Source organism: Sulfitobacter sp. M22, assembly GCF_021736025.1.
GTDB lineage: Bacteria > Pseudomonadota > Alphaproteobacteria > Rhodobacterales > Rhodobacteraceae > Sulfitobacter > Sulfitobacter litoralis.
In genome coordinates this window covers 2362501-2374494 of sequence record NZ_WMEC01000001.1, presented here as the reverse complement: position 1 = coordinate 2374494, position 11994 = coordinate 2362501, and the positions used below count along the sequence as shown (strand labels likewise).

The 11994-nt window shown below is 58.7% G+C and carries 9 protein-coding genes (1 of these 9 only partly in view); 4 read left to right on the top strand and 5 right to left on the bottom strand.

Features of this window, described 5'->3' with window-relative positions:
• Positions 1–26: 26 nt before the first annotated feature.
• Entirely contained in the window at positions 27–224 is a 198-nt protein-coding gene (locus tag GLP52_RS11700) for a hypothetical protein (RefSeq protein WP_093732705.1), read from the bottom strand.
• 23 nt (positions 225–247) lie between these two features.
• Complete coding sequence (locus tag GLP52_RS11695) at positions 248–1873, bottom strand: DUF4331 domain-containing protein (protein WP_237272472.1); 1626 nt, start codon at positions 1871–1873, stop codon at positions 248–250.
• Between the two features lie 206 nt (positions 1874–2079).
• On the opposite strand from GLP52_RS11695, the gene GLP52_RS11690 reads away from it, so the two are divergent.
• Positions 2080–2535 carry a prepilin peptidase gene (locus tag GLP52_RS11690; RefSeq protein WP_093732703.1) on the top strand — a complete coding sequence of 152 codons (456 nt, stop codon included), beginning with the start codon at positions 2080–2082 and terminating at the stop codon, positions 2533–2535.
• 29 nt (positions 2536–2564) lie between these two features.
• Here GLP52_RS11690 and GLP52_RS11685 read toward each other — a convergent pair whose 3' ends face one another.
• Together GLP52_RS11685 and GLP52_RS11680 are read right to left on the bottom strand one after the other, a co-directional pair.
• Positions 2565–3800, bottom strand: a complete 1236-nt coding sequence (locus GLP52_RS11685; RefSeq protein WP_237272470.1) for a Zn-dependent hydrolase — start codon at positions 3798–3800, stop codon at positions 2565–2567.
• The gene (locus tag GLP52_RS11680; protein WP_237272469.1) at positions 3800–4990 is read right to left on the bottom strand and encodes a hypothetical protein; all 1191 of its coding nucleotides are present in this window, start codon (positions 4988–4990) and stop codon (positions 3800–3802) included. Before GLP52_RS11680 ends, GLP52_RS11685 begins: the two co-directional genes overlap by 1 nt.
• A gap of 135 nt (positions 4991–5125) precedes the next feature.
• Here GLP52_RS11680 and GLP52_RS11675 point away from each other — a divergent pair, with 135 nt between their 5' ends.
• Positions 5126–5617 (top strand): MarR family winged helix-turn-helix transcriptional regulator, encoded by a 492-nt coding sequence (locus tag GLP52_RS11675; RefSeq protein WP_237272468.1) that lies wholly within the window; start codon positions 5126–5128, stop codon positions 5615–5617.
• A gap of 20 nt (positions 5618–5637) precedes the next feature.
• Here the strand turns inward: GLP52_RS11675 and selD are convergent, their stop codons facing one another.
• The gene (selD, locus tag GLP52_RS11670; protein WP_237272467.1) at positions 5638–7806 is read right to left on the bottom strand and encodes a selenide, water dikinase SelD; all 2169 of its coding nucleotides are present in this window, start codon (positions 7804–7806) and stop codon (positions 5638–5640) included.
• Between the two features lie 148 nt (positions 7807–7954).
• On the opposite strand from selD, the gene GLP52_RS11665 reads away from it, so the two are divergent.
• A complete protein-coding gene (locus GLP52_RS11665; RefSeq protein ID WP_093732698.1) occupies positions 7955–9184 on the top strand; it encodes a metallophosphoesterase family protein in 1230 nt (409 codons plus the stop codon).
• On the top strand, positions 9181–11994 hold the 5' portion of the coding sequence (locus GLP52_RS11660) for an ATP-binding protein (RefSeq protein ID WP_237272466.1). Its footprint extends 621 nt past the window's final position; only the first 2814 of its 3435 coding nucleotides appear in the window; it begins with the start codon at positions 9181–9183; the stop codon falls past the right edge of the window. The genes GLP52_RS11665 and GLP52_RS11660 overlap by 4 nt, the downstream gene beginning before the upstream one ends.

Genomic DNA, 11994 nt, shown 5'->3' with positions numbered 1-11994 from the left:
GTACCCTTCAAGGGCAGCCGATCAACCTAAGGGTTGAAAGGTTCGCTTGTCGGGAACCGTGGCAGGGTGACCCCCGCAAGGGAGATCGGCTCGGCATTGCGATCCTGGTTGAAGGCGCGCGCAAAGTCTGCCCCCAATTTGGAAATGCCGTTTAGCGCGCCGCTGCTACCACAAGCGACTAGAACGCCAGCCACAACCACAAGAACTGAGATACTCTTCAACATCGGAATTCTCCTATTCTATGGGTTTAGTTGTTCGGCGAACCAGCAATCGGTGTGTTCAAGTAGGGGAACACGGATTGCAATTCGGTGGCGCGCAAAGGTGCCCCATCGGTCAACGGTACTTGGCCAGCAGGCGCGGTATCGTTGGGATCACCTGCACCGCAAAGACCCAGATTTACGTTGTCTTCGGCACTTGGGTCACCGCTAAGCTCCTGCCCCAGAGGCACGTCATGGCACAACCGGCCCATCATTACGCGCAGCGCAAGATCGACAGTGTCATCCGCTGGACGGCGACCGTTTGGGAAACCCGCAAGGTCTTCAGCCAGAAGGCCAAAGGTGTGCTGCTCGGACGCAGGTGTCGCCGGGAACGTCGTGTTCAAACGCAGCATTTCAGACAGGTCTGTCGCCGCATCGAAACCAGCAGGCTGGTTCACGCCGGGGAAACCGCTGAGGAACGCGGTAACAAGGTCGTTCCGCGGGAAGTTCGACGGCGCGATATTGCCCGATGCACCCAAAGCGTCGCGGAACAGAATGTCCAGCAGCGCAGGCAGGGTCGGATTGGTCACATAGACAGCCAAGGCCTCGTCAATTGTGGGCTCTGCTGCGTTAAACAGATCCTTGTCGGAAAGGCCGATGACCACCTCGTTGACCAGCGGGTTGGACAAGCGCGACTGCTGTACCCAAGCGCCACCATAAACCGAGGTCTTCTCGTAGGTTGGCGACGGATCTTCCAATTCGCCTTGCGGCAGGCTGGCAGTTGTCCATGCCCCGATTACCGGCTCATCGCCTTGGGTCAGACAGGAGATCGGGATTTCCAAAGCCAGCGTTGTAACATTGGCTTTGCCAATCAGGTCGTCATTGGCACGGTCCTGCACGATGCCGTTCGCGTTGAAATTGGGATCGTTATACTGGGACCACATCGGGTTGTCTGGTCCCTGCACTGGCACCAGATTCACCAGATCAAAGATTTCGCCTAGGTTCACCGCGAACGCCTCTGCGCGTTGGCCAGCAAAAACCCGGCCCGTTCCGCATCCCGGGATCTTTACGTCGTCATAGATATAGGCGTTTGCGTATTCGGCATAGTTAGGCAGGGTCTTATTGCCAACGTTGTCGAGCGGCTTGGTAAAGGTCGTCCCGCCGCCATGCGACAACGACGTTCTTTTGCCACTGCGACGGTCCCCCGTGATCATGGTCACGCTATAGCTTTCGGTTTCACCCAGAGCAGCGGTCGGGTTGCTGGCTGTGATCTGGCCTGCGGCGCGCAACGGAATGCCGACTTTCTCGCCGCCGATGTCCAGCTGGATACCAGTGCCGTCTTTCAGATTGTTGTCGAATTGGAACTGAAAGGTGATCTCTTCTTCGGCATCGGCATCATTGCTGACATGGATTTCATAGATAGCGTCGGGGTCCATGGTGAAATAGTTGGGTCCACCATAGGGGGCTTGCAAAGGCTGATAATTTGCAATGAGGGTCACGTAGTCGCCGCGGTTTGCCTCGTAGCTTTTGAACATGTAGAAATCTGTCGCGTCGATCTTTGGCTGCTCGGTGATACCCGGCGCCTCACGGTGCGATGATGCAGATGCAATGCTTGCTGTCAGGCAAAGCGCTGTCGCGCAGCTTCCCTGCAACAAGGTACGAAGGTTAAAAGTCATTTTCCACTCCCTAGTTGGCTTATTTATGTACCGAGACCAACGGTCATCGGATCGCCCTGCGCGCGCTGAAAAATGCTATTCACTACCCGCATTGAACGAGTCACGTGCCGCCGCCGAGAAAGTTTCACAGGTCATGATAAAATATCTCATTTAGTTGGAACCTAGGCACACTGGCGTTTTCACTGCCTGCCGTGTTTTATGCGCGAATGCCTGTGTTCATCTTGTCCTCGATCATTTTGATTCTGACTTTGGGTCAGCTTGTGCGTATTGATCTGCGCGAACATCGCTTGCCGGATCACTATACTCTTCCCCTGATCTGGGCCGGACTGGGGACGAATGCGCTGGCGCAGCGTGCCCTTCCGACGGAGGCGATCTGGGGCGCGATCCTTGGCTATGTCGTATTCTGGCTGATCGGAGCTGTCTATTTTCGCAGCCGTGGCCAAGAAGGGTTGGGCCTGGGCGATGCAAAGCTGCTGTCGGCAGCGGGTGCTTGGGTTGGGGTTCTCGCCTTGCCTTGGGTCGTTCTTCTGTCGGCTCTGGGTGCCCTTGGGTACGCAGTGCTGTCAGGCCACGGGCGCAAAGAGCGCCTCGCGTTTGGTCCTTGGATTGCTGGAGCCCTTCTCCTGATCTGGTTCGGAAAAGGGCTTTTTTCAGGGGTATAGCAGCGTCTTTCGCCCCTGCGGACGGCGTTTTACTCCGTCATCTCGCGAATGGTGGCAAAGATCACATCAACCCCACGGGCCAGCTGATCATAATCCGTCCATTCGTCAGGCGAATGGGATACCCCGTTCCGGCTTGGGACGAAAATCAGACCTGTCGGGACATAATCCGCCATAATCATAGCATCATGCCCGGCACCACTGACCATGCTACGAGATTTGAGCTGAAGCTGATCTGCGTGTTTGGTTAAACGGGTATGGATCTCGGATGAAAGCATTGTCGGCTGGGCGAACAGGTCTTCGACCACATCGGTTCTAAACCCTGCATCTTCTGCCCGCGCCACTGCCGCACGTGTTTGCGCGACCAGCTGGCGTACCACGTCTTCCTCTGGTGCGCGGATGTCGACTGTGAATTCCACCTCGTCGGGAATAACATTGGCACCGCCGGGTTTTACGTCGACTTTACCAACCGTCAGCACGGCATTCTGGCCAATATCCTTCGCAAGGCCCGGAAGCTCTGACAAGACCGCGACCGCGCCGACCAACGCATCGCGCCGCGCATTCATCGGCGTTGTCCCTGCATGGCCTGCGGCGCCATAGATACGGACGCGCAGCTGTGTCAGGCAGACAATGCTATCAACAATTGCCACGTCCTCGCCCTGCGCTTCGAGCACCGGCCCCTGTTCAATGTGCAGCTCTAGAAACGCATGAGCCGCCTCTTTGGGCAGGAGGACGTCCCTTAGCTGTTCTGGGTCCAGACCATAGCTGCGCATCGCTTCTGTAAAGCTGATGCCGGCAGCGTCCTTGATCTGTGACAGCTGCTGCGTGGGCAGTTTTCCTGTCAGCAACCGCGAGGCCATGAGGCCGCTTCCAAAACGGCTCCCTTCTTCTTCGATCATGGCGATGACATCGATGGAGCGGGTGGGGGTAATGCCCTGCTCTTGAAACAGAAAGGCTGTTTCGATGCCCGCGATCACACCCGCCGGCCCGTCAAATTTGCCACCATGGGGCACGGAATCAAAATGAGACCCGACAAGCACGGGGGCAAGAGCGGGGTCGCGCCCGACCAGTCGCCCAAAGAGATTGCCAACAGCATCTTCGCGCACAACAAGACCCGCCTTTTCCATCTGGGCGCGCAAATAGTCGCTTGCTTGCCGGAACTCGGGGCTGAATGTCGCGCGTGTCGTCCCTTCGCCCGGCGTCGCGTTAAAGGCGTCCAGACCGTCAATCATTGACTGGATGCGGTCGGGATTTGCGAAATTTGTCATCACAGCAGCCCCACGAAGATGCCGGCCATGACGACGGAAACCATCGTTACAGTGACAAACCCTGCGACCAGCATGGGCGGCAGCATATGCGCCGTTAGGATCTCGCGTTCTTCGACGTCATCGGTCAACGCGTTCACGACTTCTTTGGTGATCACATAGTCTGCCGGAAAACCATAAAGCGCGGTCAAGGAGCACGCAAAAGCCATCGCTGTGCTGATTCCGACCAGCTTGCCCGCGATAAAGGAAAAGATATACATCCCCAAGATACCGATGGCGATCAGGCCCACCATGGGCAACGCCAGCTCGGCAAGCATATCCGGCGTGGCGCGTTTCAGTCCATCGAAGATAAACACCATCAAAATGAGGATCGTGAAGCCGAAAGCATTCGCAGAGCGGAGCGGTTCACGCTCGAGAAACCCGACCGAGGTGGCGATGACGCCAAAAACCAGACAAAGAACGAAGGGGCTGATGGTGAAGATCGGGTCAACAGCCTGAGAAACGCCCCATGCAAGCAGGGCAACCAGCCCAAGCCGAAGAAATTTGAAGTAAACGGTGTTATAGGCCTCTGGCAGTTTCGCGAACAAGCGCGCGGGGGCTGGTTCGGCGTTCACGGGCGATGTTTGTTGGTCCGCCTGAACCTGCCAAGTGCCCTCTCTATAGCGGCGAAGTACAGTGTTTCCCTCGCGCTTGAGCATGATGGCGGTCAGCGGGTACCCAACAAAGCCCTGCATCACATAGATCAAGATGGCCAATACCGACAGGCTGGTCAGTCCGGCCTCTGCGGCGGCTTGTGACATAATGAGGGACGAAACGACGCCGCCTACCAACGGGGGCGCACCGACGACGACCGTTTCCCAATCGAGCACCAAAAGACCCACGGTGAACAGCAGCACGACGATCCCTGCGATGCCCGACAGCGCTACGACGACAGTTTTCCATTGTGCGATCAATTCGCGAACAGAAAGAAGCGTGCCCATGTTTGTGATCAGCAGGAAGATCGCCAGATAGACAATCGGCGTCTGGAACCCGGCGATCGCCACGATATCGGCAGGGAAGAACGTCCAGTAGCCCAAAAGAAACAAGACCGCGCAGACGAAAACCGACGGCAACCAGGACTTCGTTCGTGTCGACAACACATCGCCTATGTATAGAATGGCAGCGAGTAGAGAGAAGGCAATTAACTGTGGCATAACGAAAATCCTTTGGTGGCGATAAGACGCGTCGGGGCTGTACTGACATGGGTCCGGCCGCTCGCGCGACACAATTGTTCCATATGGATGTATCTTGCAAGATAAAATTTCGTTTAACTCCGGCAGGGGGTATTAATGATTAACGAAGGCTCTAAACCAGCGACGGAAATGCTCGATCAGATGTTCGGCTCAGAGCTGCGCTACCTTCTGGCCGTGAGTTATATCGTGTTAAGCAATAATCAGGTCACCAGTCGACATATTGAGCGTGAATATCAGATGCCGGTGCATGGATGGTCAGCGCTTTATGCGATCACGTCCTTTCCCGGTCTGCGCAGCAAGGATATCCAACACCTGTTTCCGCGGCCCCAGAATTCGATCAGCCGCGTCGTGCGTCTGCTTGTCGATCGCGGCCTTGTGCGCGAAGAGGTTTCGAAAACCGATGCCCGCGCAAAGCTGCTTTATGCGACGCCCAAAGGAACAGAGCTGTTGGCCGAAATCAAAGCCAAGGTGCTTTCCCGGCAGAACGAGATGCTGGGCAGTCTCACGGATAGCGAGCGGGAGGATTTTCTGAAACTGTGCCGCAAAATCGCAGCTGACCCCAGCCTGCACCGTTCAGAAACGATGTAGCCGCGTGTTTGGTGGCGGGATTATATGATCGTGACTGCACCTTCGCCGTCGATCATACGCCCGATGATCCACGCCTTTTTCCCTTCGGCAGCCATATTGCAAAGGGCAGCCTCGGCGTCAGCGGGGGGCAAAACCGCCAGTAGCCCGCCTGCGGTTTGGGGATCGTGAAACAACGGGTCCTGCCGCCCCAGCGTCGGGGCGTTTTCGATATTGGGTTGAAAGAGCGACGATTGTACCCCGCGCTCTGACAGGGCGCGCGCACCGGCATAAACAGGAACCGCATCTGCCAAGATTTCAGCACTTAGATGCGACGCCCGGCAGATTGCAGCGATATGCCCCGCAAGGCCAAAGCCGGTCACATCGGTCATGGAATGTGCGTGACGCAGGTGAAACGCTTGACGATCTTGCAGCTGCGTCATCTCGGCCAGGACCTGAGCAACATCCGCGCCACGGGCCGACCCCTCCATATGTGCGGCCATTAAAACGCCTGATCCAATGGGCTGGGTCAGCACAAGGACATCGCCCGCTTGCGCGCCGGACAAAGAGATCGGCGACGACGTGCAGGTGCCAGTCACGGTAAAGCCGATGGTCATTTCGGCACCCATTGTTGTGTGTCCGCCTACGATCGTTGCCCCAGCACGAGAGAACACATCGTTTGCCGCCGCGGTGATTTCACCAAGCGTTCTGGACTGTAGCGCCGGTGACATATGGGGGAGTATGATGCTCGACAGGGCTGCTTGCGGCTGCGCCCCCATGGCCCAGATGTCGCCCAAAGCGTGGACGGCAGCGATGCGTGCCATTTCAGCCGGATCATGGATCAGGGCGCGCAAGTGGTCGGTGCTGATCACCTGAAAGCCACCACCGGGTTGTCTTAATACAGCGGCATCATCCCCCGGGGTCGACAGAATGGTATCGTCGGTCGGATGTTGCAGCAGCGATAGCCCGTCATTTAGAACGGTGTTGCCGATTTTTGCGCCACAGCCCCCACACAAGGGTTTTGATCCCAGCACCTCGCGTGCACCGGTTGCGACAAGGTCAGGCAATGCGGCAGGCCGTGGTCGCGGCAGATCGTCCAGTTTCTTCATGAAAGCGCGATCGATGCGATCTTTCCAGCGCCAAAGCATCGGCCCCGAAAGCGCCAGCCCAAATTTTTCCGCCAACGCCGATTTTTCTCCGAGGGAGATAAGCTTTAGGTAACCTTTCTGTGGTTTGAAGGGCTTGCGGGGGCCGTTGGTCAGGGCCGCACGCAGATTGTGGAACAGAACCGGGGCCGCGCGCACGGCAAATACACCGGCTTTAGGGCGTGGCGCAAAGGGCATCGCGGCGCAGTCGCCAACGGCAAAGACGCTGGGGTCATCTCTGATCGACAGATCAGGGGTCGTTTCAATGAACCCGTCGCTCAGCGGTAGGTCCGTTTGGCTCAGCCAGCTGTGTGGCACGGCACCGGCGGCACCCACGGTCAATCGCGACGGGATCTTTTTCCCGTCGTGCAGGGCGACGTGGTCCGCGGCGACCTTTGTCACCCGGACACCGGTATAGATGTCGATATCGGCGCGACGAAGCTTTGCTTCGATGCGCTGACGGGCAAGATTGCCGAGGCCGGAAAGCGAAGGGCCGGAATGAAGCAGGGTCACCCGCGGCTGGATGTTTTTGGCGCGTAGCGCGTGGGCCATAGCAAGAGAGAGCTCGCAACCAGCCACCCCGCCACCGATCACGGCAACTTCGGGGGCGGTGTCACCCTGTTCAACGGCGGACAGGAAATCACGCCAGCGGCGGGCGTAAACATCAAGAGGCTTTGCCCCAACCCCAAAGGTCGCGAAACCCGGGATATCCATCGTGGCGGTAATCCCGATATCAAAGGAGGCAACATCATAGGCAACGGGCGGGCGTCCGTCGACGTGGATCAAACGCTGCTCCCGGTCGATTTGCGTCGCATGGGACAAGATCAACCGCGCCCCGGCAAAACGGCATAGCCGGACAAGATCAATCTCTAGTGTTTCACGTGAATAATGCCCTGCAATATGGCCGGGAAGCATGCCAGTATAGGGTGCTGTCGGGCCCGGATTGATCACGGTCAGCCGCGCACCGGGCAGCGGGTTCATCCCCCATTTGCGCAAGACCAGCGCGTGGGCGTGCCCGCCACCGATCATGACCAGATCTTGGGTCAGGGGGATATCGCTGCGGTGCATGGGGTGGCCTTCCTTCACGTCGTTGAAACAGTCTTAGCCTGCTGGACCTGAGCGGCAAGGCTGCAAGCAGGTTCAGCAGGCCCGTTGCAACGGAATGTGAACTACGTGACAAGACCAGTATCTGTTTCCCCGACCAAGGTGGCTGACCATGACCGTTCGTATTTTGCACACCGCCGACCTGCACCTGGATTCGCCGCTTCGCAGTCTCGCGATGAAAGACGACCGTTTGGCGGCGCAGGTGCGCAGTGCAAGCCGGCAAGCGCTTGAAACGATGGTGCAGTATTGCATCGACGAAGATGTCGCGGCTTTCTTGATCTCGGGCGATCTGTACGACGGACAAGAGCGGAGCGCGAAAACCGCCGCCTATCTTGCTGCGCAGATGCACCGATTGGCGCAGGCCGGGGTGCAGGTGTTCTATATCAAGGGCAACCACGATGCGGAAAACCCCATCGCGGGCGAGATTGATCTGCCATCCAACGTTCATGTGTTCGAGGGGCGGGGTGAAAAGGTGCAATTGGGGGGGCATCCTCTCTTTATTCACGGGGTCAGTTTTCGCGACCGCCATGCGCCGGAAAGCTTGCTGCCGAAATACACCGCGCCCGAACCTGGCGCGGTCAACATCGCGATGATGCACACCTCGCTTGCCGGGGCAGAGGGGCACGATCTGTATGCGCCTGTATCGGTGGGGGACCTGGTCGGGGCCGGGTTTGATTATTGGGCTTTGGGACATATTCATAAACGCGCGGTGCACAGTGAAACCCCTTGGGTCGTCATGCCCGGCATGCCGCAAGGGCGCGATATCGGAGAGGCAGGGCCAAAATCAGCGACCCTCTTGACGGTCGAGCGCGGAGAAATATCGGTGTCCGAAGTCGCAACGTCGGTGGTAGAGTTTCGGCGGTGCGACTGTGATCTGACCGGTGTGGAAACCGATGAAGATATGCGCGCGGCACTACGGTCGGCGCTGCAGGCGCAGGCAGGGAGGGGCGCGGCGATTTTGCGATTGCGCCTGATGGGGCAAACATCGCTGGCGTGGCAACTCAGGCAGCTGGCAGACGCATGGCGCGCCCAAGCGGATGAGATCGCGGAAAGCATCGGCACGCTCTGGATCGAAAAGATGACGCTGGACGTGACGCCTTTATCGCAGGACGCCGCAGACAGTGCTGTTTCCGAGGTGCAACAACTGATGACAGAGGTCGCGGCAGAACCGGCATCCCGTGACGGCTTGCGGCAGGAATTGAGCCAAATTCTGGGTCTTTTGCCCGCAGAACAGCGCCGCGCTTTGGCCCCCGACGCCGAGGCACAAGAGGCACTGTTGCAGCAGCTTACCGACGACGCGGTGCTGGCAATAGCGGCGCAGATGCGGGGGACGGGGACATGATGCGGCTGCAACAGCTGACGCTTGATCGCTTTGGCCACTTCACTGACCGTGTGCTGGACTTTGGGGCGCGCCCCGCTGACGGGTCTGATTTCCACATCGTTTTCGGCCGCAACGAAGCCGGCAAAACCACATTGATGGAGGGATATTTGAGGTTGCTGTATGGGTTTGCTGCACGCGAGCCCTATGCCTTTAAACATCCGCGCGCGAACCTTCGGGTGAGCGGTACCCTTGATATCGACGGGCAGATCCACCAGCTGGCGCGTTTGCCCAAGCGGTCGGGAAACCTTGTGGATGATGCGGGCCAACCGGTTCCGGATGCCCTATTGTCTGCCGCCTTGCGCGGGGTGTCGCGAAAAGAATACCAGAGCCTGCTTTGTCTCGACGATGAAACCATCGAGGCCGGCGGCGAAGAGATTACTAAAAGCGAAGGCGATATCGGCAAGCTTCTCTTTTCGGCGGCGGCGGGCATCAGTGATTTGTCGCAGGTACTGGGACGGGTAGACCAGGGCAATCGCGAGCTTTATTTAAAAGGCGGCACAAAATCCGAATTCGCAGCCCTTAAGTCGGCTCATGCGGAGCTGGTCCAGCAGATCAAAGAGCACGACATCAGCGCGTTGGCCTTTCGCGATTTGCGTCTAGCGCGGACAGACGCGCGCGCAGAGGAAGACCGTCTGCGCAGAGCCAAGTCCGAGCTTTCACTTCGGAAAATTCGTCTTGAAACCATTCTGGAGGCGCATCCGTTGGCGACAGAGTGGCAGGCACTTCAGGTCCAGCTGACCCCGATCTCGCATTATCCTGAGGTGCTGGAGCTTGATGGCGAAGACTTGATTAAAATGATGACCAAACGGATCGCGCTTGTTGCCAAGCTCGAACGCTCTGCCACCGAGGCCAGCACCTTGCGTGCGCAACGTGATGCAATAACTGTGGATGCAGCCGATCTGACCCGAGGGGACGAGGTGGATGCGCTCGCGTTTGCGAAGAGCAAAGTAGAGGCCGGGCAGTCCGATCTGCCGAAACGCGAAGCCCAGTTGTTGCACGATACGGCCGACATGCGCAGCAAGCTGGCCACCTTGGGCCTCGCCGCCGACGGTGATTTAGCGCAGTTCATCCTCGCCGATCCTGCTCTCGCAACGCTCGAGAACGCGCGCGTGCAGCTGGACGATGCGCGCAAACATCTGAAGACCGCAAAGGGCGAGGCTGCAATCGCACGCGACAGACACGAAGATGCAACCCGTGCCTTGAATGAAACAGAGCAAGAGACCGCCGTTGATCCGGATATCGAACGGCTGTTCCTTCAGGTCGAAGCCGAGGATTTAATAGGTAGATATAGTGATGCCCTGCGCATCCTGGCAACGGCGCGGCAAGAGGCGGATACATCCCTGCGTCGATTGACGCGGCAGGGGGTAACGTTTGATGCGGTGCCGGTGCTCCCTGTCTCCCCACGTCGGGCGCAAGCGCTGGCGCAAAGCTTAACCGATGCGCAGCTTGCCCTGCGTGCGGCCGAGCAGGCTGAAATCGCCGCGGCCGACCGGCTTGCACAGGCCGAAACACAGCGCAGCGTTGCCGCAACGCCTGACTTGGTAAGCGATGATGCCGCCGCCCGTGGCCGCCAGAAGCGGGATGCGCTTTGGGCGGTGCATAAAGAAGTGTTGGATGGGACCTCGGCCACGGCTTTTGAAGCCGCGATGCAGGCGGATGACGCGCAAACCTCTCTGCGTGCCGGCCAAAGTCAGTCTCTTGCGGAAATGCGGCAAGCAGAACGCAGGGGGATAGAGACCGGCGAGGCCCATGCAGCTGCCGCAGCTCAACGCGATAGGGCAGAGGCCGCACATCAAAAGCTGACGGCCGAGCTGAGGTCGCATCTACAGTCAATCGGTTTGCCCGAAGCCCTCTCGGCCGAGGAGTTGTTAGACTGGCTGCGCGATGCTGAAACGGCGCAAAGTGCAGCAGTAAAGTGCGAGACGATTGCACAGAGCCATGCCGCGCTTTTGCGCGACGCCGACCAGATGCGCGACGATCTTGCTGCCCGGCTACACGCGGGGGAAGCCTCCTTGCGGACGGTTGTGCAAATGGCCAAGGCGCAGATCACCGCGTTGCACGCGCATCAGAACGCGCAAAAGCTGGCGCAAGCCACAGTGAGGCACGCCAGCACCGAAGCGGCGCGCCGCGCGGCTGCGTCTGAAAAAGCGCAAGCCGCGGTTGCCGACGCGCTGGACCACTGGCGCAGCTGCGTCGCTGAATATCTGCCCGCGCTTGATGCAGATGTGGATACATGGAACGGTCTGACCGGATTGCGCAGTCTGCGCGAGGTCAACGCTCGGATGGTGGGCGTCCAGCGACAGATTGCGGGCATCAAGCTTGATCGCGCAGCTTTCATTGAACGGCTGGATGCATTGGATGGCGGTGCTACCGCACAAGAACAGCCGTTGATCCGCTATGCCGCATTGCAAACAGCGGTGACGTCGGCCCGTCAGGCAGAAACCCGTCGCCGTGATCTAGCCGCACGGACAGCGGATGCGGAAGAGGCAGCGCAGGAGGCACAGCGCGAGATCGCCGTGCTTGACGATCAGGCCCATCTTCTGGCGCGCGCATTTGATAGCATGATCGACACCTCGACGCTGGATGCCTTGCGCCGCGCGACTGCAACCGCGCAGCAGGCTATCGCATTGCGCCACCAAAGCGCCGATGTCCTGAGCCGGATACGCGCAGCGCTTAATGTCGCCACCTGGGGGCAGGCGCATGATATATTGGCAGCCACCCCGATAGAGCAGGCCAAGGCGGAGGTTGCGGATCTTGCCGGCGATCTGTCG

Bases quoted from the DNA above. Each gene is read 5' to 3' on its own strand.
- selD (WP_237272467.1), bottom strand. From the start codon at position 7,806: ATGCACCGCAGCGATATCCCCCTGACCCAAGATCTGGTCATGATCGGT.
- GLP52_RS11695 (WP_237272472.1), bottom strand. From the start codon at position 1,873: ATGACTTTTAACCTTCGTACCTTGTTGCAGGGAAGCTGCGCGACAGCG.
- GLP52_RS11665 (WP_093732698.1), top strand. From the start codon at position 7,955: ATGACCGTTCGTATTTTGCACACCGCCGACCTGCACCTGGATTCGCCG.
- GLP52_RS11690 (WP_093732703.1), top strand. From the start codon at position 2,080: ATGCCTGTGTTCATCTTGTCCTCGATCATTTTGATTCTGACTTTGGGT.
- GLP52_RS11675 (WP_237272468.1), top strand. From the start codon at position 5,126: ATGATTAACGAAGGCTCTAAACCAGCGACGGAAATGCTCGATCAGATG.
- GLP52_RS11700 (WP_093732705.1), bottom strand. From the start codon at position 224: ATGTTGAAGAGTATCTCAGTTCTTGTGGTTGTGGCTGGCGTTCTAGTC.
- GLP52_RS11685 (WP_237272470.1), bottom strand. From the start codon at position 3,800: ATGACAAATTTCGCAAATCCCGACCGCATCCAGTCAATGATTGACGGT.
- GLP52_RS11680 (WP_237272469.1), bottom strand. From the start codon at position 4,990: ATGCCACAGTTAATTGCCTTCTCTCTACTCGCTGCCATTCTATACATA.